A 24,003-nucleotide genomic window follows, 5' to 3' on the forward strand; every position below is an offset into this window, starting at 1 on the left:
TTGTTACCCTTACAGCAGATCGCGGAACTGCGTTTGTTTTAACGCCAGTTCAACGCCGCGAACTTCCGCCAGCCCTTTCAGGCGACCAATCGCGGAGTAGCCTGGGTTGGTTTTCTTGTGCAGGTCGTCAAGCATCTGGTGTCCGTGATCCGGACGCATCGGGATAGGACGCAAATCGCCCGCCTTTTTACGGCGCTGTTCTTCGCTCAGGATGGCAGCAACCACCGATACCATATCCACATCGCCTTGCAGGTGCGCACCTTCGTGGAAGGTTTTCGGGTTATCTTCACGGCAGGTGGAGCGCAGATGCGTGAAGTGGATTCGATCGCCAAAGGTTTCGATCATTTTCACCAGATCGTTATCGGCGCGCACGCCGTAGGAACCGGTGCACATGGTGAAACCGTTATTGATGCTGTCGACGGTTTCTTTCAGCCACTGCATATCTTCGATAGTCGAAACAATGCGCGGCAGGCCGAGGATCGGACGCGGCGGATCGTCAGGGTGGACAGCCAGACGCACGCCGACTTCTTCCGCCACAGGCACAATCGCCCGCAGGAATACCGCCATATTATCGCGCAGATCGTCTTTGCTGATGCCGTCATATTCAGCGAGGCGCGCACGGAACTGATCCAGCGTATAGCCCTCTTCCGCACCGGGCAGGCCGGCAATGATATTGCGGGTCAGCTTTTCGATATCGGCATCGCTCATAGCATTGAAGTAATTCAGCGCCTGGCGTTGTTCTTCTGCGGTGTAATCCGCTGCGGCGCCTGAGCGCTGAAGAATATGCAGTTCAAAGGCTGCAAAAGCAATCTGGTCAAAACGTAGCGCTTTGGAGCCGTCCGGCAGCTGATATTCGAGATCGGTACGTGTCCAGTCGAGGATCGGCATGAAGTTATAGCACACGGTATCGATGCCGCAGGTCGCCAGATTACGGATACTCTGCTGATAATTGGCAATCCACGTTTGGTACTGGCCTGAACGCGTTTTGATATCTTCGTGGACAGGAATACTTTCCACCACCGACCAGGTCAGCCCTTTTTCAGCCAGAATAGCCTGACGCTGTTGAATCTCTTCTACCGGCCACACTTCACCGTTGGGAATGTGGTGCAAGGCGGTCACAACACCCGTTGCGCCAGCCTGACGCACATCATCAAGCGATACCGGATCGTTAGGTCCGTACCAACGCCAGGTTTGTTCCATTGTTTCACCCCACGAGTTGTTATACCAAATTAAACTATCTGAATGACGACTACCATACAGCCATCCCGGAGATGTTCAACAGATGGCCTATCATTGATTGATCCAGCTCACATTCCCCGGATAAATGAGGCACACCAATTCAATTTGCTGTCATATAACTTTACACTGCCATTGTTAATTAATGGTTAATCAGGTGTATTTAATGAAAACTATTGCCTCAGCGTCACTGGCGGAAAATGTCATGATGCCGCAGTACGACCGCCAAAAATTAAAAACGCGGATTGTACATTTTGGTTTCGGTGCTTTTCACCGCGCCCATCAGGCGTTATTAACGGACAGGGTGCTGAACGCGCAGGGCGGAGACTGGGGGATTTGCGAGATTAGCCTGTTCAGTGGCGATCGGCTGATGCGTCAGCTTCGCGAACAGGATCATTTATTTACCGTGTTAGAAAAAGGGGCTAACGGCAACCAGCCTATTGTTATCGGTGCCGTTAACGAATGCCTGAACGCCACGCTGGATTCGCTGGCGGCCATTATTGAAAAATTCTGCGAGCCTCAGGTCGCGATTGTCTCGTTAACCATCACGGAAAAAGGCTACTGCATCGATCCGGCGACGGGTTCGTTAGATCTCTCTAATGCGCGTATTATTCACGATCTGCAGACACCGGCTGAACCGCACTCCGCCCCCGGTATTATCGTAGAAGCGCTGCACCGCCGACGTGAACGTGGACTGCAGCCGTTTACCGTCCTTTCCTGCGATAACATCCCGGACAATGGTCATGTGGTAAAAAATGCCGTATTGGGGATGGCGGAAAAACGCTCTCCTGAGCTGGCGCACTGGATCCAGGAGCACGTCAGTTTCCCGGGTACGATGGTGGATCGGATTGTTCCCGCCGCCACCGAAGAGTCGCTGGCTGAAATCGCCCACGAGCTTGGCGTTGCCGATCCTTGCGCAATCAGCTGCGAGCCGTTTATTCAGTGGGTGATTGAAGACAACTTTGTCTGTGGTCGTCCGCAATGGGAAACCGCGGGTGTCCAGATGGTTGAAAACGTCTTGCCGTGGGAACAAATGAAACTGCGGATGCTGAACGGCAGCCATTCGTTTCTCGCTTATCTCGGCTATCTGGCCGGATTCCAGCACATCAGCGACTGTATGCAGGATAGCGCATTTCGTGAAGCCGCTTACCGGCTGATGCTCACCGAACAGGCCCCCACGCTGCAAATTACCGATGTTGATTTAAACCAGTATGCCTTAAGCCTACTGGACCGCTTTGCCAACCCGGCGCTGAAACACAAAACCTGGCAAATCGCGATGGATGGTAGCCAGAAATTACCCCAGCGAATGCTGGAAGGGATCCGCGTGCATTTAGCACGTCAAAGCGAGTGGCCGCTGTTGGCGCTCGGCATCGCAGGCTGGATGCGCTACGTGAGCGGTGTGGATGATTCAGGCGCTACGATTGATATTCGTGACCCGCTCAGTGAGAAAATTGCCGCTCTGGTGGCACAGAGCACTGAATCAGAACGCGTCAGCGCCCTGCTTTCGCTGCATGAGATTTTCTCCGCCGATCTCGTACAGAATCCGCAGTTTGTCGCGGTCATTCAGCAGGCCTGGCAACGTATTGCCCAATACGGTGCGCATCAGGCTGTCATTGAAACGTTAAAAAATTAACGATTTCTGCCATTAAACAGGACGAAGCACGTCTTCGTCCCCTCACCCCTTCTCTTTTTCCCCATTTTTCGCCAGGATTGTTAAATGCCATTACGGTAATTTATGATTCTGGAGTAATTGTGACTAAAACCAATCTCATCACTGGTTTTCTCGGCAGTGGCAAAACCACCTCTATTCTTCATCTATTGGCGAACAAGGATCCCGCAGAGAAGTGGGCCGTGCTGGTCAATGAGTTTGGTGAAGTAGGTATTGATGGCGCCCTGTTAGCCGACAGCGGCGCATTGCTAAAAGAGATCCCCGGCGGCTGTATGTGCTGCGTTAACGGTCTACCGATGCAGGTTGGCCTCAATACGCTGCTGCGTCAGGGAAAACCCGACCGATTGCTGATTGAACCCACTGGCCTCGGACACCCTAAACAAATTCTGGATTTACTCACCGCACCGGTTTACGAACCGTGGATCGATCTGCGCGCGACCCTCTGTATTCTTGACCCCCGGCTGTTACTGGATGAAAAAAGCGTCGCCAATGACAATTTCCGCGATCAGCTTGCCGCCGCAGATATCATTGTTGCCAATAAAGCGGACCGTGCCACAGCGGAAAGCGAAAACGCCTTGCAAACCTGGTGGCAACACTACGGCGGCAATCGCCAGTTGGTTCATGCCGACCATGGGCAAATTGACGGGCAGTTACTGGATTTACCCCGACTAAACCTGGCAGAGCTTCCTGCAAGCGCAGAGCACGCCCATAGCCATGCAGACAAAAAGGGACTGGCGGCATTGAGTCTGCCGTCACAGCAGCGCTGGCGGCGCAGCCTGAACAGCGGCCAGGGCCATCAGGCCTGCGGTTGGATTTTTGACGCCGATACGGTGTTCGATACCATCGGTCTGCTGGAATGGTCCCGTCTTGCCCCCGTGGGGCGCGTGAAAGGTGTCATGCGTATAAAGGAAGGGCTGGTGCGCATTAACCGCCAGGGAGACGACTGGCATATTGAGACGCAAAACGTCGCGCCACCGGATAGCCGTATTGAACTCATCGCCGATACTGAGACCGACTGGAATACGCTACAGAGTGCATTGTTGAGACTTCGTTTAGACGCTAACGCGTAAGGTTGCCTTCGTTTTTATAGCAATGGTAAACGATGATGAAAACCCGATACCCTCTTATTCTCCTACTCAATATTGCGGGGCTGGCGCTGTTTCTGTCCTGGTATCTTCCTGCCGGACATGGGATCTGGTCTTCATTGGATACGGGCGTTTTCCGCTTCTTTAACCAGAAACTGGTGGAAAGCCCGCAGTTCTTGTGGATTGTTGCTATTACCAATAACCGGGCATTTGATGGTTGCTCATTGCTGGCAATGGGCGCCTTGATGCTGCATTTTTGGCTGAAAGAAACGTCGGAAGGTCGCCGACGCATTGTCGCTATTGGCCTGGTTATGCTGCTCACCGCAGTGGTATTAAATCAGTTAGGCCAGGCGCTTATTCCCGTTAAACGCGCCAGCCCTACTCTGATGTTGGATAATATTTATCGCGTCAGCGAACTGCTGCATATTCCGACTAAAGATGCGTCCAGAGACAGTTTCCCCGGCGATCACGGTATGATGCTGCTTATTTTTTCCGCATTTATGCTGCGTTATTTCGGAAAAGTCGCCGGAATAATCGGCCTTATTATCGCTGTGGTTTTTGCCTTTCCACGCATAATGATTGGCGCTCACTGGCTCACCGATATCGTGATCGGTTCCATGACTGTCGTCTTGATTGGTCTTCCCTGGTGGCTAATGACACCGTTAAGCGACCGATTAGTCACTCTGTTTGCGAATTATCTGCCCGGTAAAAACAAACATTTTTTAAACAAATAACGCACAGTAATTAACATCATCAGGGAAAACTCTGATTCCCTGATGATGCTTGTCGATATTTCATCATTCTGGCTGTCATTCCCCCGTCATCTTATTCATCTTTAAAATGATTGGGTTGCGTCTTTTTTATCCCGATTGTTCTTAATTTAGGCAATGCCGGTTATTCACTTTCTGTATCAATTTTTCTTATAAGAAATCACGTAAATTCACTCGCAATGACCGGACCGATCGGGTAATCTCGAACTCGTTTTGCCTCGCGGGATAATTATTCTCTTCAGGAATAAATTTGTGCGTTCTGCCACAGATTTGACCTTAAAGAATTGTCTCATCGTGCGATGGTAATTAGTCTCGTCACGTTTGGCATTTTTTATAACGATATTTATCGTTAAGGACTTCAAGGGAAAACAAACAAAATGGTCAAATCTCAACCGATTTTGAGATATATCTTGCGGGGCATACCCGCGATAGCAGTTGCGGTTCTGCTTTCTGCATGTAGCACAACGAACACCGCCAGGAATATGCATTCTGAGACGCATGCTGTGGGCAATGGAGATAACTCTTCACTGCAAGCCTCTCAGGATGAATTTGAAAATATGGTCCGTAATATCGATGTTAAATCACGTATTATGGACCAGTATGCTGACTGGAAAGGCGTGCGTTACCGCCTTGGCGGCAGCACCAAAAAAGGTATTGATTGTTCAAGCTTCGTACAACGTACGTTTCGCGAGCAATTTGGTTTAGAGCTTCCTCGCTCAACCTACGAACAACAGGAAACGGGTAAATCCGTTTCGCGCACTAACCTGCGCACAGGCGATCTGGTTCTGTTCCGTGCTGGCTCCACTGGCCGTCACGTCGGTATTTATATCGGCAACAACCAGTTTGTACACGCCTCGACCAGCAGCGGCGTTATCATTTCCAGCATGAACGAACCTTACTGGAAAAAACGTTACAACGAAGCTCGCCGGGTCCTGAGCCGCAGTTAATTTCGTTTGGCAGCTATCCCTTGGCTATCCTGATGAGACATTTTGAAAAGCACTGCTTCGGCGGTGCTTTTTTTTCGCTTTGTCTTGTAACTAAGAAAAATCTCACAAGGTGAGTCATTTCAGGTTATATTCATACAGAATAAGCGGTTAACTCAGGTAAACATAAGGAACTATGTTTAAACGCTCCTCTTCATCCAATCAGAAAATCCTGCTTTCCTGTATGTTAACGGGGCTTATCGTCGCGCTCCTGGTGAGTACCCTGCAATTTTTCGTGACCTGGCATAAACGAGACATTAAGTACGACACGCTCCTTTCCGATATCCAGAATTATGTCAGCAGCTACTTCGCCGATCTCAAATCCACCACAGATGACCTTCAGCCACTGGTCGCCAACAGTTGCCAACAAGTCGCTGCTCAACTGACCTCCAGCGCGGCCTTTAGCCTCAACGTTCGCGCATTTTTACTGGTCAAAAACGGCATTGCTTTCTGCTCCTCCGCAACGGGCGCAATGTTCACCCCGATTTTAGATCTGGTCCCAAGCCTCGATATCAGCAGAAATATTGATGTGGAATTACTCCCCGGTACGCCCATGATGCCGAACAAGCCGGCGATAATGATTTGGCACCGGAACCCATCGTTCACTGATAGCGGCGTGTTTACCTCACTGAATATTAATCTGGCCCCTTATCTGCTTTACACCGCCCGACAGGATGATTTTAACGGTATTGCCATAGTCGTCGGTGATAACGCGATTTCAACATTTTCATCACGGATTATTGATGCCTCCGCTCTGCCCCACTCTCACTGGCGGCAGGCGACCGTGGAAGGTATTCCGCTACAGATTCGTTTATATGCCGATGAGTGGACCTATACCGACATCTGGTATTCGATTATGTTGGGATGTATGGCGGGGATTATTGCCGCGCTTCTTCTCTGGTACTACATCTACACCATCCGTTTACGTCCGGGCAAAGATATACTCAACGCAATCAAACATAACCAGTTTTATGTGGTGTACCAGCCCGTGGTAGAGGTGCAGACACTGGAGGTGAAAGGTGTAGAGGTGTTATTACGCTGGAATCATCCGACAACGGGTGAGATCCCACCGGATGCTTTTATTCACTACGCCGAATCCCAGAAAATGATTGTCCCGCTGACCCAGCATCTCTTTAAGTTGATAGCCCAGGACGCACCGATGCTGCAAAAAGTGTTACCCGCTGGTGCAAAATTGGGGATCAATATCGCGCCAACGCATCTGCACGGCGAGACGTTTAAGGACGACATTCATCACCTGCAGGCGTCGCTTCCCGCAAACCATTTCCAGATGGTGCTGGAAATCACCGAACGGGATATGCTTAATCAACACGAGGCCACAAAGCTTTTTGAATGGCTTCATTCCGCAGGTTTTGAAATTGCCATTGATGATTTTGGCACCGGCCATAGCGCGCTGATTTATCTGGAACGCTTTACCGTTGACTACCTGAAAATCGATCGCGGCTTTATTAACGCCATTGGAACAGAGACCCTGACCTCTCCGGTTCTGGACGCCGTGTTGACACTCTCTAAGCGTCTTAATATGCTGACGGTGGCTGAAGGGGTTGAAACGCCTGAGCAAGCCCGTTGGCTGCGCGATCGTGGGGTGCATTTTTTCCAGGGATACTGGATTAGCCGACCATTAAAACTTGCTGATTTCGTGCGTTGGATGGCACAGCCCAATAAGCCGACGTGGTGATCGCAGTATGCGAATCATATACTCTCACTCGCCGCCACATCCCTTATCTTTCAGGCATGATGCCCGTCGGGTTGCGGCAGGAAAAGGAAATCGCTTTTAATGATCCCTCGCGTATTGCTGCTGTTTATCGCCCTCATCGGGTTTAGCGCCGAGGCGCAGTCCATCAAAGAAAGCTATGCTTTTGCCGTACTGGGCGAACCGAAGTACGCGTTTAACTTTAATCACTTTGATTACGTCAACCCTGCGGCCCCCAAAGGCGGGCAAATCACCCTCTCCGCCATCGGCACGTTCGATAACTTCAACCGCTATGCGATGCGCGGTAATCCCGGAGCACGTACCGAAACGCTTTACGATACGCTGTTTACTACCTCTGACGATGAACCTGGCAGCTATTATCCGCTCATCGCCGACAGCGCACGCTATGCTGATGACTATTCCTGGGTAGAAATCGCCATTAATCCGCGAGCGCGTTTTCACGATGGCTCCCCCATTACCGCCAGCGATGTCGCATTCACCTTCCACAAATTTATGACTGAAGGCGTGCCGCAATTTCGCCTGGTCTACAAGGGAACAACGGTAAAAGCGATCGCGCCATTAACTGTACGTATTGAATTAGCCAAACCGGGTAAAGAGGACATGCTCAGCCTGTTTTCATTACCCGTGATGCCAGAGAAGTACTGGAAAGATCATAAGCTCAGCGATCCCTTATCATCGCCTCCGCTCGCCAGCGGTCCTTATCGCATCACGAAATGGAAGATGGGTCAGTACATTGTCTATTCGCGCGTCAACGATTATTGGGCCGCTAATCTGCCCGTCAACCGTGGCCGCTGGAACTTTGATACCATCCGCTACGACTACTATCTGGATGACAACGTCGCCTTTGAAGCGTTTAAGGCCGGAGCGTTTGACCTGCGTCTTGAAAACGATGCTAAAAACTGGGCGACACGTTATACCGGTAAAAATTTCGCGAATCATTACATCATCAAAGATGAGCAAAAAAACGAATCCGCCCAGGATACACGTTGGCTGGCGTTTAATATTCAGCGCCCGGTGTTCAGCGACCGACGGGTGCGAGAAGCCATCACCCTGGCCTTTGATTTTGAATGGATGAATAAAGCTCTGTTCTATAACGCCTGGAGCCGGACCAACAGCTATTTTCAGAATACCGAGTATGCCGCTCAAAATTACCCCGATGCGGATGAACTGGTAATACTTGCGCCCTTGAAAAAAGATCTCCCCCCTGAGGTCTTCAGCCAAATTTATCAGCCGCCGAAATCAAAAGGCGATGGCTACGATCGTGACAACCTGTTGAAAGCCGATGCCTTACTGGAGCAGGCCGGATGGGTACTTAAGGGACAACAGCGCGTAAACAGCGCCAACGGTAAACCTCTGAGCTTTGAACTGTTGCTCCCGGCGGGCAGTAACAGTCAGTGGGTGCTGCCGTTCCAGCACAACCTGCAGCGCTTAGGCATTACAATGAACATCCGCCAGGTTGATAACTCACAAATCACAAACCGGCTGCGCAGTCGTGACTATGACATGATGCCGAGATTGTATCGCGCAATGCCGTGGCCAAGTTCGGACCTGCAAATTCTCTGGGCCTCTGAATATATTGACTCCAGCTATAACGCCCCGGGCGTGCAAAGCCCGGTGATTGATAAACTGATCAACCAAATCATCGCGGCGCAGGGTGATAAAGCCAAACTAATCCCACTCGGTCGGGCACTGGACAGGGTATTAACCTGGAACTACTACATGTTGCCGATGTGGTTTATGGCAGAGGATCGCATCGCCTGGTGGGATAAGTTTTCGCATCCAGCTATTCGCCCCATTTATACCATTGGTCTCGACAACTGGTGGTACGACGTTAACAAAGCGGCGAAACTGCCAGCAGCCAGACGGCAGGGAGAATAAATGGGCGCTTATCTGATTCGACGTCTGCTACTGGTGATCCCAACGCTTTGGGCCATCATCACCATCAACTTTTTTATCGTGCAGATTGCCCCCGGTGGTCCGGTTGAGCAGGCCGTCGCCGCTATTGAGTTCGGACAAAGCGGGGCATTACCCGGCGCGGGTAGTGAAGGCATTCGCGCCAGCCACGCGCAAACCGGCGTAGGCAATATCAGCGACAGTAATTACCGAGGTGGCCGTGGTCTTGACCCGGAAGTGATCGCCGAAATCACTCGCCGTTACGGGTTCGATAAGCCCATTCATGAGCGTTATTTTAAAATGCTCTGGGACTATATTCGTTTCGATTTCGGCGACAGCCTGTTTCGTAGCGCCTCAGTGCTGACGCTTATCAAAGACAGCCTGCCTGTTTCCGTCACGCTGGGGCTATGGAGTACGCTCATTATCTATCTGGTGTCGATACCGCTTGGGATCCGCAAAGCCGTTCACAACGGCAGCCGATTTGATGTCTGGAGCAGCGCATTTATTATTATTGGCTATGCCATACCGGCCTTTTTGTTTGCGATTTTACTGATCGTCTTTTTTGCCGGGGGCAGCTATTACGACCTGTTCCCGCTTCGCGGACTGGTTTCCGCCAATTTTGATTCCCTGCCCTGGTATCAGAAAGTGACCGACTACCTTTGGCATATTACCCTGCCAGTGCTGGCGACGGTGGTTGGGGGGTTTGCCGCGCTAACCATGCTGACCAAAAACTCATTTCTGGATGAGGTACGCAAACAGTATGTCGTCACCGCGCGCGCCAAAGGGGTCAGCGAGAAAAACATTCTGTGGAAACATGTGTTTCGCAATGCCATGTTGCTGGTAATCGCTGGCTTCCCGGCAACGTTTATCAGCATGTTTTTTACCGGTTCGCTGCTGATTGAAGTGATGTTTTCGCTTAACGGTCTGGGACTACTGGGTTATGAATCCACCGTATCACGTGACTACCCGGTAATGTTTGGCACGCTCTATATCTTCACCCTGATCGGTCTGCTGCTGAATATCCTCAGCGACATCAGCTATACGCTGGTCGATCCCCGTATTGATTTTGAGGGACGCTAATGTCGCGATTAAGCCCCGTCAATCAGGCCCGCTGGGCGCGTTTTCGCCATAACCGTCGCGGCTATTGGTCGCTGTGGATTTTTCTACTGCTCTTCGGCCTTAGCCTGTGTTCAGAACTGATTGCCAATGATAAGCCGCTACTGGTGCGCTACGACAGTAGCTGGTATTTCCCCCTGTTCAAAAACTACAGTGAAAGCGACTTCGGCGGACCATTGGCGACCCAGGCTGATTATCAGGATCCGTGGTTACAGCAGCGCCTGGAAAACCGGGGCTGGATCCTGTGGGCGCCGATACGCTTTGGAGCCACCAGCATTAACTTTGCCACTGATAAGCCCTTCCCTTCCCCGCCTTCTGCACAAAACTGGCTGGGAACGGACGCCAACGGTGGTGATGTGCTGGCACGGATCCTCTACGGCACTCGTATTTCTGTCCTGTTTGGATTAATGCTAACCCTGTGCTCCAGCGTGATGGGGATTATGGCTGGCGCAATCCAGGGCTATTATGGCGGCAAGGTGGATCTGTGGGGGCAACGATTCATTGAGGTTTGGTCAGGTATGCCAACGCTGTTTTTGATCATACTGCTGTCGAGCGTGGTCCAGCCAAACTTCTGGTGGCTACTGGGCATTACCGTGCTGTTTGGCTGGATGAGCCTGGTTGGCGTGGTACGCGCGGAATTTTTACGTACCCGAAACTTTGATTACATTCGTGCTGCCCAGGCGCTCGGCGTGAGCGATCGCAGTATTATTCTGCGCCATATGCTGCCCAATGCGATGGTCGCCGCCCTGACCTTTTTACCGTTTATATTATGCGCCTCGATCACCACTCTGACCTCGCTGGATTTTCTTGGCTTCGGCTTACCGCTTGGCTCGCCATCGCTGGGAGAACTCCTGTTACAGGGTAAAAACAACCTGCAGGCACCGTGGCTTGGCATCACCGCGTTCATCTCCGTTGCCCTGCTATTATCGCTACTGATATTTATTGGTGAAGCGGTACGCGACGCGTTCGATCCCAACAAGGCGATTTAAGATGACACAACCACTGTTAGCTATTGAAAATTTATCGGTAGGTTTTCGCCAACAGGAGACCGTGCGCACCGTGGTCAATACCCTCTCACTGAGGGTTGAAGCCGGGCAAACTCTGGCGCTGGTGGGCGAGTCCGGTTCGGGTAAAAGCGTGACCGCACTTTCTATTCTACGGTTATTACCGACCCCTCCCGCAGTCTACCTTTCCGGCGACATCCGTTTTCATGGTGAATCATTGCTTCATGCCGATGACCAGACGCTTCGCGGCGTTCGCGGGAATAAAATCGCCATGATTTTCCAGGAACCAATGGTGTCGCTAAACCCGCTTCACAACCTGGAAAAACAGCTGTATGAAGTGCTATCGCTGCATCGGGGAATGCGTCGGGAGGCCGCGCGGGCAGAAATACTGACCTGTCTGGATCGGGTCGGCATCCGTCAGGCGGCCAAACGTCTCGCAGACTATCCGCACCAACTGTCCGGCGGCGAACGCCAGCGCGTAATGATCGCCATGGCGCTGCTTACGCGACCGGAGCTGCTTATTGCCGATGAACCGACCACCGCGCTGGATGTCTCCGTACAGGCGCAAATCCTGCAGTTGCTGCGGGAGCTACAGCGCGAACTGAACATGGGATTACTGTTTATCACCCACAACCTCAGCATTGTGAAAAAACTGGCCGATACCGTTGCGGTGATGCAAAACGGTCAGTGCGTTGAGCAAAATCGAGCAGCACAGCTGCTCACTGCACCAACGCATCCCTACACGCAGAAATTGTTAAACAGCGAACCTTCCGGCGATCCGGTGCCTGTACCTGCCGGGCAAGCGCCATTGCTGGAAGTGGAAAAACTCTGCGTTGCCTTCCCCATCCGTAAAGGTATCCTGAAGCGCGTGGTGGACCATAACGTTGTGGTTAACAACGTCAGTTTTTCCCTCCGCCCCGGTGAAACGCTGGGGCTGGTCGGGGAGTCAGGATCGGGGAAAAGCACTACCGGGCTGGCGCTACTGAGGTTAATCACCTCACAGGGAAGCATTGTGTTCGATGGCCTGGCGCTGCATACCTTAAATCGCCGCCAGCTGTTACCGGTACGTCACCGCATTCAGGTCGTGTTTCAGGATCCCAACTCCTCGCTGAACCCGCGCCTGAGCGTGCTACAGATTATTGAGGAGGGACTGCGCGTTCATCAGCCAACCCTGTCAGCCGAGCAGCGCGAAGCGCAGGTGAAAGCGGTAATGGCGGAAGTGGGACTGGATAGCGAAACGCGGCATCGTTACCCGGCGGAGTTTTCCGGCGGTCAACGTCAACGCATAGCCATTGCCAGAGCCTTGATTCTCAAGCCTTCCCTGATCATTCTGGATGAACCAACATCGTCGCTCGACAGAACCGTACAGGCGCAAATCCTGACGTTATTAAAGTCTTTACAGGAAAAGCATCGCCTGGCTTATATCTTTATCAGCCATGATTTGCACGTAGTACGCGCGTTATGCCATCAGGTTATTGTGCTAAGGCAGGGAGAGGTCGTGGAGCAAGGACAATGCGAGCACGTATTTAACGCGCCACAGCAGGCATATACGCGTCAGCTGCTCGCGCTAAGCTGACGCTCAAAACGGATTGTTATTTGAAAACGGCTCTGCGATGGCTACGCCGAAGTTTTTCAGTCTGCAGGTCGCGGCAAATTCATCCTGACGATTCACAAACAGGCACGGCTCCCCTTCGCATTCCAACACGGAACAAGGTACCTCAATGTCGCTGAGGGCCTGGCTGAGTTTATGCATGACTGACCACGCGCTGTCACCATCAGGGCTAAGCAATTTGAGCGCCACCAGGCTGTTCTCATTGCTCTGACCGTTTTGCGGAATCGGTTCAACCTTTGAACCTGCGAAACCCACCGACCAACGATAGCACTGTGGCAGACGATGAACGATTGAGAGTTGTAATGTCATCACTTTCTTTCCCTGGAAGCACAATCACTTCACAATTATTTTACATCAATATTAACACATCATTGACAATACGTCTTTAAACAGTTCGTAAACGTTTACACCCTGACTTTATGCCACTTTCCGAACCAAATATTTAAATTTATTCAACGGTTCTGGCATATTTCCGCGCTATATGTACTCGTTTCTGCGATCTAACTCAACCTTTTTAACTACAATGATGTGACTTTTTACATAAATTGATTTTACATAAAATAAACATAAGCGGGGAAATTGATAGATTTTCGGTTGATGTACATCAACTCTGGAGGCCCTATCGCCCCCAGGTGGTGTAATAGATCACCGTTTTTTGGCGCGGCTGGCGTAGAGATAGAAGAGAATTGAGCAGGTAGCGCAAAATGCTATCGACCAGATCATCGGCCAGGCCGAGTTAAAGGTCGCCAGTGACAGCAGCGCCCCAACGATGGCGCCAATGCCAAAACGGAACGTCCCTGCCAGCGATGACGCCGTTCCCGCCATATGCGGAAATTCATCCAGAATGACCGCCATGGCGTTGGATGACACCATCGACACGCAGCCAACAAACGCCGCAACGCCCACCACCAGCGCCCAGAAACCAACCCCGAACAGCGCGCTAAAGACCATCCAGCCCGCCATCACGAACTGGATCCACAGGCCAGTACGGAACATATTCAACGCCCCAACCCGACGAACAAAGCGGCTGTTGATGATGGTCATCACGAACAGGAAAACAATGTTCAGCGCGAAGTAATAGCCGAAATGCTGCGGTGAAACGTGGTTGATCTCAATGTAAACAAAAGGTCCGGCGCTCAGGAACGAGAACATCCCGGCAAAACTAAACCCACTGGCCAGCATATAGCTCAGTACACGCTTGTGGCGAAACAGCGAGGCAAAGTTGCCGAGAGTAGTACGCAAGCGAAACGGCTGGCGGCGCTCAACCGGCAAGGTCTCTTTGATCAGCGTAAAGATCATCACCGACGCCAGAATAGCCGCCACGGCGAGGATCCAAAAGATGTAGTGCCAGCTCAGCCATACCAATACCCAGCCGCCCACGATGGGTGCCAGTAAGGGTGCAATTGTCGTGACCAGCATGACAAATGACATCATGCGCGAAAACTCTTCCTTCGGATAGATATCGCGCATCAGGGCGTTGATAACCACGCTCGCCGCTGCCGCAGCCAGACCATGGAAGAAACGCATCACGATCAGTTGATCGATAGTTTGTGCCAGCGCACAGGCAACTGCCGCCGCCGCAAACACCAGCGTCCCGCCCAGAATCACCGGCTTGCGCCCAATGCTGTCAGCCATTGGACCATAGAGTAACTGCCCCACCGCGAACCCAAGAATATAGGTACTGAGGGTCATCTGCGCGCTACCTGCAGGCACACCAAACTGTTCAGAGATAACAGGTAGTGCCGGAAGATACATATCAATCGACAACGGCATCAGCATGGCTAACAAGCCAAGGATAAAGACAATGGCAATTGACGAGTTCTGCCGGGTGGTCACATTTAGCTCCTGAAATTAACGCGGGGTTAAGTTAACGCTGGCGATTTCTTCTTCGGTCAATGGACGGTATTCACCCGGCTCCAAATCCTCATCAAGCTTGATGTCACCAATCCGTTCACGGTGCAGTTCCACAACGTGGTTACCGACGGCGGCAAACATACGTTTAACCTGATGATAGCGCCCTTCGCTGATGGTCAATCGCACCTGAGTTGGCGTAATAACCTCCAGCACGGCCGGTTTGGTCAGGTCTTTCTCATTATGCAGTTGTACGCCATGGGCAAACTGTTCGGCGGTGTCATCTGCCACCGGCGACTCCAGCGTCACCAGATAGGTTTTCTCACAATGGTGACGTGGCGAAGTGATGCGATGCGACCACTGTCCGTCATCGGTCATCAGCACCAGTCCGGTGGTGTCGATATCCAGACGCCCTGCCGCATGCAGTTTGTAGGCAACCGGCTCATCAAGGAAATAGAGCACTGTCGGGTGATCCGGGTCATCCGTTGAGCAAACATAACCCTGAGGTTTATTCAGCATAAAATAGCGCGGGCCATTTTGTTGAATCAGGGAATTGCCGTCATATTCTACGTCGTGTTCTGGCAGCAGCTTAAAGGCACTGTTTTTGACGATTTCACCGTCGACGGTAACGCGGTTAGCACGGATCTCACGCCCGGCAATAGCGCGGCTGACGCCGAGTTGCTGAGCGATAAATTTATCAAGTCGCATGAGTGTGATTTTTGCCTGTAAAAAACAAGAAGCGGGATTGCGCCCGAAAAGTGGGACGATTATCCGCCCAGTATAGCGGCGTTACACCATCCCTCAAGGGAAATGATTCATGGCATACTATACATTGTTGCTGCTTACCTTAATGAGCTCATGATTTTTACTCTTCGCCCGTACCAAAAAGAAGCCGTGGATGCCACGCTCAATCATTTCCGCCACCACCGCACGCCAGCGGTTATCGTCCTGCCAACCGGTGCGGGAAAAAGCTTGGTGATTGCTGAACTGGCCCGCGTGGCGCGTGGTCGCGTACTGATACTGGCGCACGTTAAAGAACTGGTCGCGCAAAACCATGCCAAATATCGCGCGCTGGGGCTGGAAGCCGATATTTTTGCCGCAGGACTGAAGCGTAAAGAGAGCCACGGGAAAGTGGTATTTGGCAGCGTACAGTCGGTGGCGCGTAATCTTGACGCCTTTCAGGGAGAATTCTCGCTGCTTATCGTCGATGAATGTCACCGTATTGGTGATGATGACGAGAGTCAATATCAGCAAATCCTCACTCACCTGACCAAAGTAAATCCCCACTTACGCCTGCTCGGGCTTACTGCCACTCCTTTTCGTTTGGGCAAAGGCTGGATTTATCACTTTCATTATCACGGTATGGTGCGCGGCGATGAAAAAGCGCTGTTTCGTGACTGCATTTATGAATTACCGTTGCGTTACATGATTAAACACGGCTACCTGACGCCGCCAGAACGCCTCGACATGCCGGTAGTGCAGTATGACTTCAGCCGCCTGCAGGCGCAGAGTAACGGCCTGTTTAGCGAAACGGATCTGAATCAGGAACTGAAAAAGCAGCAACGAATAACGCCGCATATCATCAGCCAGATTGTCGAGTTTGCCCAGACGCGCAAAGGGGTGATGATTTTCGCCGCCACAGTGGAGCACGCCAAAGAAATCCTGGGCCTGCTGCCTGCTGACGATGCCGCGCTAATCACCGGAGCCACGCCTGGCGCTGAGCGTGATGTGCTGATTGAAGAGTTCAAAGCCCAGCGCTTTCGCTATCTGGTGAATGTGTCGGTCCTGACCACTGGCTTCGATGCCCCGCACGTCGACCTTATCGCCATTCTGCGCCCGACGGAGTCAGTTAGCCTTTACCAACAAATTGTCGGTCGCGGCCTGCGCCTGGCGCCGGGTAAAACCGACTGTCTGATCCTCGATTATGCCGGTAACCCGCACGATCTTTACGCGCCGGAAGTGGGGGCGCCGAAAGGGAAAAGCGATAACGTTCCGGTGCAGGTGTTCTGTCCCGCCTGCGGGTTTGCAAACACCTTTTGGGGCAAAACAACGGCAGACGGCACGCTGATTGAACACTTTGGCCGCCGCTGTCAGGGGTGGTTTGAAGATGATGACGGCCATCGCGAACAGTGCGATTTTCGTTTTCGTTTTAAAAACTGCCCACAATGCAACGCGGAAAATGATATCGCCGCCCGCCGTTGCCGGGAGTGCGACACGGTGCTGGTTGACCCGGATGACATGCTGAAAGCCGCGCTCAGGCTCAAAGATGCGCTGGTCCTGCGCTGTAGCGGCATGGTGTTACAAAACGGCCAGGATGAAAAAGGCGAATGGCTAAAAATCACCTATTACGATGAAGATGGTGCCGACGTTAGCGAACGCTTTCGCCTGCATACTCCCGCGCAACGTACGGCTTTCGAGCAACTGTTTATTCGCCCGCACACCCGAACGCCCGGCATTCCCTTACGCTGGATAACCGCCGCCGATATCCTCGCCCAGCAGGCGCTGTTACGTCATCCTGATTTCGTGGTGGCGCGCATGAAAGGTCAGTACTGGCAGGTCCGTGAAAAGGTCTTCGATTATGAAGGACGCTATCGTCGGGCACATGAATTACGCGGTTAATCGTACTTTTGATTGATGTACCAGCCGTTTAAGTATAGAATCTCGCCCGCTTTTGCATACGCAAAGCAGATCACTTACCTGTTGCTGGGTCGCCTGTAGCAGGAATTATTAAAGAGAGATTTAAATGTTTACTATCAACGCTGAAGTACGTAAAGAGCAGGGTAAGGGTGCGAGCCGCCGCCTGCGTGCCGCTAACAAGTTCCCGGCAATCATCTATGGTGGCGCAGAAGCCCCGGTTGCTATCGAACTGGATCACGATGCAGTTATGAACATGCAAGCTAAAGCTGAATTCTACAGCGAAGTTCTGACCATCGTTGTTGACGGTAAAGAAGTGAAAGTTAAAGCTCAGGCAGTACAGCGTCACCCGTTCAAGCCGAAGCTGGCACACATCGACTTCGTTCGCGCGTAATCGCCTACAAGTTGAAGAAAAACCCCGCCTCGGCGGGGTTTTTTTATGGGATTTTGTTGGCGGTAAAGATGAATCACGCAAGCCGGATAAGGCGTTAACGCACCCATCCGGCAAACGGCGTTATTTCCCGCCCGAACTACGACGCTGTAGCTGATCTCGCAGGTTCGGCGGCGTGCCTTTGATGGTCAAAGTATCTGTGGCTGGATCCCAGAAAATACGCTCACCCAGTAACATGGCGTCGAAGTTGATGGTTAACCCGCCGCCGCTTCCGGCAAATTTGGTTAACTGACGCAGCGTGCTGCGATCCGCCGGGAAGCTCTCTTCCAGCTCGTAGCCTTTATCAGCGGTAAATTCGCTGAAGCTGACTTCACTGACGCCGGAAAGCTCTTTGGACAGCGACTCCAACTCGATCTCTTCACCGGCCTGCAGTTGCTCGTTACAGTAGCTGTAGACCTGCTGACGCACGTTCTGGCGTTCAGCTTTATCGAGTTGCGCCTCGGCGGTAAAGTCATCGACCGCCTGCAACAGGCCGCGGTTTTGCGCTTTGGCGTTAAGACCCTCGCTGGCACCCAGGAAGTCCATAAAGAAATCGGCGACTTTGCGCCCTACCCGCCCTTTCAGGAACGTCAGATAGCGCGTGGACTCCGGGTTGGTTTCCCACTCGGTTAAATCAATACGCGCCACGATATCCGCATGATTGATATCCAGATAGTGTGTCGGGTTGATATCCAGATTTTCATTGACGCGCATACTGCTTAAATTGTTCAGCACGGCGACCAGCAGATACTCTACCGCCAGATAGCGGTAATGGCAGAACAGGACAATGCCGCCATCAGCAAAAGGATATTTCGCCAGTTCGTCTCGCAAGCGCCCAGTCGCTGCACGACTAAAGGCCAGAAAATCCTCTTCGCCCTGACGCTGTAAACGCAGCGTTTGCGCCAGTTCACTCTCTGCGCTAAACAGGCCATAAGCTTTATTCTTGGCGCTGTATACCCGATGCAACTCAGCCATCATATCGACAACGGTCGCTGTCGGTTCCAGTAATGAATCGCGCAAGACCAGCTCAAGGTTCTGCTCGTCACGTTTGATAAGCTGGTGCAGGGCAATCTGGTTGATATCCAGACTCATGATAAACTCTCCTTTTAGACCGGGCGGTATTCAACCACCTGCCGGGCAGTGACGCAATAGAAGATAAAAAAGCAGAAAAAAAACTGTCTGTACGGTAATATGTTGCCCTTTCATGAACAGACTGATTTCGATTTATGCCACAAATTTCCCGCTATAGTGACGAACACGTTGAACAACTGCTGAATGAGATGCTCAACGTACTGGAAAAACATAAGGCGCCGACCGACCTTTCCCTGATGGTACTGGGAAATATGGTGACTAACCTTATCAATACAAGCATCGCACCGGCCCAGCGCCAGGCGATTGCCAATTCTTTTGCCCGCGCATTGCAGTCTTCGGTAAACGACGACCAAGCGCATTAAGAGCCTGCTCCGGGGAAACGAACAACAGTTTATGGTAACTCATCGTCAACGCTACCGTGAGAAAGTCTCCCAGATGGTTAGCTGGGGGCACTGGTTTGCCTTGTTCAACATTCTGTTGGCCATGGTGCTCGGTAGCCGTTACCTGTTTGTCGCCGACTGGCCGACAACCCTTGCAGGTCGTGTTTATTCCTACCTGAGCGTTGTCGGGCATTTTAGCTTTCTGGTGTTCGCCACCTATCTGCTGATCCTGTTTCCCCTGACGTTTATCGTCATGTCCCAGAGGCTGATGCGATTCTTATCAGCTATTCTGGCGACGGCTGGCATGACGCTTTTGCTAATCGACAGCGAAGTTTTCACCCGCTTCCACCTGCATCTCAATCCAATCGTCTGGGAACTGGTCATCAACCCAGACCAGAATGAAGCGGCGCGTGACTGGCAGCTGATGTTTATCAGCGTACCGGTTATTCTGTTAATTGAAATGCTGTTTGCAACCTGGAGCTGGCAAAAGCTGCGCAGCCTGACGCGTCGTCGCCATTTTGCCAAACCGTTAGCAGCATTCTTCTTCGTTTCCTTTATCGCCTCGCACGTGGTGTATATCTGGGCGGATGCCAATTTCTATCGCCCGATTACCATGCAGCGTGCGAATCTGCCGCTCTCCTACCCGATGACGGCACGTAAATTCCTGGAAAAACATGGCCTGCTGGATGCGCAAGAATATCAGCGTCGCCTGATCGAACAGGGCAATCCAGAAGCGGTTTCCGTGCAGTACCCGCTCAGCGAACTGCGCTATCGCGATATGGGCACCGGTCAGAACGTGCTGCTGATTACCGTCGACGGTCTGAACTACTCACGCTTTGAAAAACAGATGCCTGCGCTGGCTGAATTCGCCGGGCAGAATATCTCGTTTACGCGTCACATGAGCTCAGGCAACACCACGGATAACGGCATCTTTGGCCTGTTCTATGGTGTCTCGCCAAGCTACATGGACGGCATTTTGTCGACCCGTACGCCTGCGGCGCTGATTACTGCACTGAACCAGCAGGGTTACCAGTTAGGGCTATTCTCCTCGGATGGCTTTACCAGCCCGCTGTATCGCCAGGCGCTGCTGTCAGACTTCTCCATGCCAAGCGTACAAACGCAATCTGACGAACAAACCGCAAGCCAGTGGATTAACTGGCTGGGGCGCTACGCGCAGGAAGATAACCGCTGGTTCTCATGGGTCTCCTTTAACGGGACGAACCTTGATAACAGCAACCAGAAGAACTTTGCCAAACGCTATGCCAGCGCCGCTCAGGATGTGGATGCCAATATTAACCGTATTCTTAGTGCCCTGCGCGACTCCGGTAAACTGAACAACACGGTGGTGATTATTACCGCAGGTCGGGGCGTGCCGCTGACTCAGGAAGAGAACAATTTTGCCTGGTCGCGTGGTCATCTGCAGGTTCCGCTGGTTATTCACTGGCCGGGAACGCCCGCCCAACGCATCAATAGCCTGACCGATCATACAGACCTGATGACAACGCTCATGCAGCGCCTGCTGCACGTCAGCACGCCTGCTAACGAATACTCGCAGGGGCAGGATCTGTTCAATGCAAACCGCCGCCATTACTGGGTTACCGCCGCCGACGGCAGCACGATGGCCGTTACCACGCCAGAGATGACGCTGGTGCTGAACAACAACGGTAATTATCAGACCTATGATTTACGCGGCGAAAAAATAAAAGATCAGAAACCGCAGCTAAGCCTGCTGCTACAGGTTCTGACGGATGAGAAACGATTTATTGCTAACTGATTAATTATAAATCACTTAGCGATGCTTCCCCTTGCATTCGCAGCGGAAAGCAGTAGTATTAGCAGCCATAGCGTCGGCACGTAGCGCAGCCTGGTAGCGCACCGTCATGGGGTGTCGGGGGTCGGAGGTTCAAATCCTCTCGTGCCGACCAATTAACACCCTATTTTCAACAAGTTAGTTATGTTGTTGGAAATCTAATCGGGGCCAGGATTTTGTGTATGCACACTTGATCTTTTGCCCCGACACTTCTACATAAATCCCTTGCATTGTCAATTCGCACTTTGTGAAGTTCATTACAAATATTACGCCACTATGACAGGTGCAAAAAACCATACCTCCAGTTCATTACGGCATGAGCTATCAGGCTGCGCTACGTGCCGAAAAAATCAATCGAGCTTTTCAGCCCTCAACACTGTGAAGAGCAGGACACTGTAAAAGGGAATTTATTTGAGGAGAATCAAAACCGCAGACCCCCACAGGAACATTTCTATGGGGCGGCATTGATATTCTTGAATGGAGTACAAATCAATAGGTGTTACACACAACGCCATTACCCATAGGGTTGCAGGTTGTCGTAGTCATAGTCGGTGCTGCTGGTTGCTGCTGCTGTTGCACTGCTTGTTGCTGCTGCATTTGCTGGTTCGCCGCATTCAATCCATTCGTAAGACCTTGCATATCAGCGGCAGCGTAACAAGCCGCCTTATCACCGCTATCGCACATCGCCATCACCTGACCAACTGATTTAAAAGCATAACGACTGTTCCACATGCTATTAGGGTCATTTGTACAACCGCTGAGTACAACTAAAGAAACTGCCGCCACCATCAATAACTTAATCTTCATTTTTATTAACACCTAAGGAATTACCCAGACACTGTAAATTAATGTAAATCGAAACAATTTGTAAAGTTGTGATCTGAATCAATAAAAAATAATTAATCACGCTCCGTAAATACATAACCCATACACTGTAAAGTAGTAACCCTGTCAGGATTCATTGCCACGAATTAAGCTGCTTAGGCTCTGTCACTGCGAACTGCCGCTCAAGGTGATTCGGGATAGCGATGTGTTCATGACCGCCGCGCTTATAACGGTGAGTAGGCTGCTGACAACTCACCAGCCCCAGCTCTTTCATGAGTCTGCCGGCAAGCCATCGTCCCATCCGGAAACCTCTCAGCGTTGCCATGGTCGCGATACTTCTTGCGCCAGCAGAGCCATGGCTGATGTTATGCAGCTCCAGAACCTGGCTGCGTAATACAGCCCGCCTGCCGTCTGGCTTTTCAGGACGGTTTTTCCAGTATTTGTAGCTGCTGCGATGAACCCCGAACACGTGGCAGAGTGTGGCCACTGGATAACGCGCCCTGAGCTTCCCGATTAACGAGAATTGTTCAGGGAGTCTGACATCAAGAGCGCGGTAGCCTTTTTTAATATTTCATTTTCCATTTCAATACGTTGTAGCTTTTTCTTCAGTTCACGTATTTCGCTTTGTTCCGGGGTTATTGGGGAGGCTTTTGGGATATTGCCCCGGCGTTCATCACGCAGCTGTTTTACCCATCGTGTCATTGTGGAGAGCCCCACATCCATAGCACTGGCCGCATCAGCAACAGTGTAGTTTTGATCAACAACAAGTTGGGCTGATTCGCGTTTAAACTCTGCGCTGAAATTTCTTTTCTTCATTGAGGCACCTGTAATGTTCTGAGGTGAGGATATCACCTCTGTTCAGGTGGCCAAATTCAGTGCGCCACTACAAAGTGAACGGGTCCGTTCACTTTGTAGTGAGATGAATAATGCCGAGAGCCTGTGAAAGTTCCATTTAAAAAGGTCCATGTAGAGACATGAACCCTTTTTACATCAACCACCGGATCGGTCAACCGATCCTTAAATGATCGGCATTAACCTTCATGGTTGGTTTTTTTATACCTGCGATTCCACGTTCCTTATTATTAGCCCGGCCTTTAGCACAGGTTTTACTACTTACCCATGCACAAATTGGGGTAAAATTTACCCTCTCATCAGCGCGATGAAACTAGACGAGTGATGCGCTGAAAACAATAATGATACTAATAAAAACTCAGGAGAATAGTATGCCTGAAGCAACGCCTTTTCGGGTGCTGATTGTCGACGACCACCCACTAATGCGGCGAGGAATTAGTCAATTATTGCAACTGGATCCCGCATTTAACGTAGTCGCGGAAGCAGGTGACGGTGCCAGCGCTATCGATCTGGCTAACCGTCTGGACCTGGATGTGATCCTGCTGGATCTCAATATGAAAGGCATGAGCGGACTGGATACCCTGAATGCGCTGCGCCGGGATGGCGTCACCGCGCAAATTATTATTCTTACCGTCTCGGATGCCGCCAGCGATGTGTACGCCTTAATTGATGCCGGCGCGGATGGTTATTTACTCAAAGACAGCGATCCTGAAGTCTTGCTGGAGGCCATTCGCAGCGGCGCCAAAGGCGGTAAAGCTTTTAGCACACGCGTCAGCGAATATCTGCGCGAACGCGATCTGTTCGGCGCACAAGAAGATCCCTTCAGCATTCTCACCGAACGTGAACTGGATGTATTGCATGAACTGGCTCAGGGGCTGTCGAACAAACAGATTGCGTCAGTGCTGAATATTTCCGAACAGACCGTGAAAGTGCATATTCGCAACCTGCTGCGCAAACTCAATGTGCGCTCTCGCGTTGCTGCCACTATCCTGTTTTTACAAACGCGTGGAATGCAGTAATCCATGAAGA

Annotated in this window: 20 protein-coding genes, 1 tRNA gene and 1 pseudogene; 15 read left to right on the top strand and 7 right to left on the bottom strand. The window is 51.5% G+C overall.

The genetic code is table 11. The annotated features are described in order from the left end of the window. Nucleotides 1-9: 9 nt before the first annotated feature. Nucleotides 10-1,200: a mannonate dehydratase gene (gene uxuA, locus WC7_RS10395; RefSeq protein WP_016153745.1), complete on the bottom strand. Its 1,191-nt coding sequence runs from the start codon at nucleotides 1,198-1,200 to the stop codon at nucleotides 10-12. A gap of 202 nt (nucleotides 1,201-1,402) precedes the next feature. On the opposite strand from uxuA, the gene WC7_RS10390 reads away from it, so the two are divergent. The 9 genes from WC7_RS10390 (at nucleotide 1,403) to yejF (ending at nucleotide 13,064) form a co-directional block, all read left to right on the top strand. Continuing rightward, nucleotides 1,403-2,869, top strand: coding sequence for a mannitol dehydrogenase family protein (locus WC7_RS10390; protein WP_016153746.1), 1,467 nt, complete (start codon nucleotides 1,403-1,405; stop codon nucleotides 2,867-2,869). A gap of 119 nt (nucleotides 2,870-2,988) precedes the next feature. Then, nucleotides 2,989-3,975 carry a CobW family GTP-binding protein gene (locus WC7_RS10385; protein ID WP_016153747.1) on the top strand — a complete coding sequence of 329 codons (987 nt, stop codon included), beginning with the start codon at nucleotides 2,989-2,991 and terminating at the stop codon, nucleotides 3,973-3,975. 35 nt (nucleotides 3,976-4,010) lie between these two features. After that, nucleotides 4,011-4,724 carry a phosphatase PAP2 family protein gene (locus WC7_RS10380; protein WP_019077242.1) on the top strand — a complete coding sequence of 238 codons (714 nt, stop codon included), beginning with the start codon at nucleotides 4,011-4,013 and terminating at the stop codon, nucleotides 4,722-4,724. Between the two features lie 413 nt (nucleotides 4,725-5,137). Further along, nucleotides 5,138-5,707, top strand: a complete 570-nt coding sequence (gene mepS / locus WC7_RS10375) for a bifunctional murein DD-endopeptidase/murein LD-carboxypeptidase (protein ID WP_003027474.1) — start codon at nucleotides 5,138-5,140, stop codon at nucleotides 5,705-5,707. A gap of 172 nt (nucleotides 5,708-5,879) precedes the next feature. Continuing rightward, complete coding sequence (locus tag WC7_RS10370; RefSeq protein WP_016153749.1) at nucleotides 5,880-7,439, top strand: cyclic di-GMP phosphodiesterase; 1,560 nt, start codon at nucleotides 5,880-5,882, stop codon at nucleotides 7,437-7,439. A gap of 99 nt (nucleotides 7,440-7,538) precedes the next feature. Further along, nucleotides 7,539-9,353, top strand: a complete 1,815-nt coding sequence (locus tag WC7_RS10365) for an extracellular solute-binding protein (RefSeq protein WP_016153750.1) — start codon at nucleotides 7,539-7,541, stop codon at nucleotides 9,351-9,353. After that, nucleotides 9,354-10,448, top strand: coding sequence for a microcin C ABC transporter permease YejB (locus tag WC7_RS10360; RefSeq protein WP_016153751.1), 1,095 nt, complete (start codon nucleotides 9,354-9,356; stop codon nucleotides 10,446-10,448). Next, complete coding sequence (locus tag WC7_RS10355) at nucleotides 10,448-11,473, top strand: ABC transporter permease (RefSeq protein WP_016153752.1); 1,026 nt, start codon at nucleotides 10,448-10,450, stop codon at nucleotides 11,471-11,473. Before WC7_RS10360 ends, WC7_RS10355 begins: the two co-directional genes overlap by 1 nt. Nucleotide 11,474: 1 nt before the next feature. Further along, on the top strand, nucleotides 11,475-13,064 hold the full coding sequence (yejF, locus tag WC7_RS10350) for a microcin C ABC transporter ATP-binding protein YejF (protein ID WP_016153753.1): 1,590 nt from the start codon (nucleotides 11,475-11,477) through the stop codon (nucleotides 13,062-13,064). A 3-nt stretch (nucleotides 13,065-13,067) separates the two neighbouring features. Here the strand turns inward: yejF and WC7_RS10345 are convergent, their stop codons facing one another. The 3 genes from WC7_RS10345 to rsuA all read right to left on the bottom strand — a co-directional run bounded on the left by WC7_RS10345 (nucleotide 13,068) and on the right by rsuA (nucleotide 15,659). Continuing rightward, the gene (locus tag WC7_RS10345) at nucleotides 13,068-13,412 is read right to left on the bottom strand and encodes a YejG family protein (protein ID WP_029139605.1); all 345 of its coding nucleotides are present in this window, start codon (nucleotides 13,410-13,412) and stop codon (nucleotides 13,068-13,070) included. 333 nt (nucleotides 13,413-13,745) lie between these two features. Next, complete coding sequence (locus WC7_RS10340; protein WP_016153755.1) at nucleotides 13,746-14,936, bottom strand: Bcr/CflA family multidrug efflux MFS transporter; 1,191 nt, start codon at nucleotides 14,934-14,936, stop codon at nucleotides 13,746-13,748. A 15-nt stretch (nucleotides 14,937-14,951) separates the two neighbouring features. Further along, nucleotides 14,952-15,659 (bottom strand): 16S rRNA pseudouridine(516) synthase RsuA, encoded by a 708-nt coding sequence (rsuA, locus tag WC7_RS10335; RefSeq protein WP_016153756.1) that lies wholly within the window; start codon nucleotides 15,657-15,659, stop codon nucleotides 14,952-14,954. A gap of 150 nt (nucleotides 15,660-15,809) precedes the next feature. On the opposite strand from rsuA, the gene WC7_RS10330 reads away from it, so the two are divergent. Beyond that, nucleotides 15,810-17,570 carry a DNA repair helicase RadD gene (locus tag WC7_RS10330; RefSeq protein WP_032947133.1) on the top strand — a complete coding sequence of 587 codons (1,761 nt, stop codon included), beginning with the start codon at nucleotides 15,810-15,812 and terminating at the stop codon, nucleotides 17,568-17,570. Nucleotides 17,571-17,694: 124 nt separating this feature from the next. Further along, on the top strand, nucleotides 17,695-17,979 hold the full coding sequence (gene rplY / locus WC7_RS10325) for a 50S ribosomal protein L25 (RefSeq protein ID WP_016153758.1): 285 nt from the start codon (nucleotides 17,695-17,697) through the stop codon (nucleotides 17,977-17,979). A 120-nt stretch (nucleotides 17,980-18,099) separates the two neighbouring features. On the opposite strand, the gene yejK is transcribed toward rplY, so the two are convergent. Beyond that, nucleotides 18,100-19,107 (bottom strand): nucleoid-associated protein YejK, encoded by a 1,008-nt coding sequence (gene yejK, locus WC7_RS10320; protein ID WP_016153759.1) that lies wholly within the window; start codon nucleotides 19,105-19,107, stop codon nucleotides 18,100-18,102. 134 nt (nucleotides 19,108-19,241) lie between these two features. Between yejK and WC7_RS10315 the strand changes: the two genes are divergently transcribed. From WC7_RS10315 to WC7_RS10305, 3 genes are all read left to right on the top strand, one after another. Further along, on the top strand, nucleotides 19,242-19,469 hold the full coding sequence (locus WC7_RS10315) for a YejL family protein (RefSeq protein ID WP_003027506.1): 228 nt from the start codon (nucleotides 19,242-19,244) through the stop codon (nucleotides 19,467-19,469). Between the two features lie 31 nt (nucleotides 19,470-19,500). Further along, complete coding sequence (gene yejM, locus WC7_RS10310) at nucleotides 19,501-21,261, top strand: LPS biosynthesis-modulating metalloenzyme YejM (RefSeq protein ID WP_016153760.1); 1,761 nt, start codon at nucleotides 19,501-19,503, stop codon at nucleotides 21,259-21,261. 74 nt (nucleotides 21,262-21,335) lie between these two features. Next, nucleotides 21,336-21,412: transfer RNA gene (locus tag WC7_RS10305), tRNA-Pro, on the top strand. Between the two features lie 374 nt (nucleotides 21,413-21,786). On the opposite strand, the gene WC7_RS10300 is transcribed toward WC7_RS10305, so the two are convergent. Both WC7_RS10300 and WC7_RS26390 read right to left on the bottom strand, forming a co-directional pair. Then, nucleotides 21,787-22,104 carry a hypothetical protein gene (locus WC7_RS10300; RefSeq protein WP_016153761.1) on the bottom strand — a complete coding sequence of 106 codons (318 nt, stop codon included), beginning with the start codon at nucleotides 22,102-22,104 and terminating at the stop codon, nucleotides 21,787-21,789. A 166-nt stretch (nucleotides 22,105-22,270) separates the two neighbouring features. After that, a pseudogene (locus tag WC7_RS26390) lies at nucleotides 22,271-22,938 on the bottom strand (transposase); the annotation flags it as partial. 407 nt (nucleotides 22,939-23,345) lie between these two features. On the opposite strand from WC7_RS26390, the gene narP reads away from it, so the two are divergent. Next, nucleotides 23,346-23,993 carry a nitrate/nitrite response regulator protein NarP gene (narP, locus tag WC7_RS10290; protein WP_016153764.1) on the top strand — a complete coding sequence of 216 codons (648 nt, stop codon included), beginning with the start codon at nucleotides 23,346-23,348 and terminating at the stop codon, nucleotides 23,991-23,993. The last annotated feature ends 10 nt before the right edge of the window (nucleotides 23,994-24,003 follow it).

Source organism: Citrobacter sp. KTE151 (assembly GCF_000398845.1).
Taxonomy (GTDB): domain Bacteria; phylum Pseudomonadota; class Gammaproteobacteria; order Enterobacterales; family Enterobacteriaceae; genus Citrobacter; species Citrobacter braakii.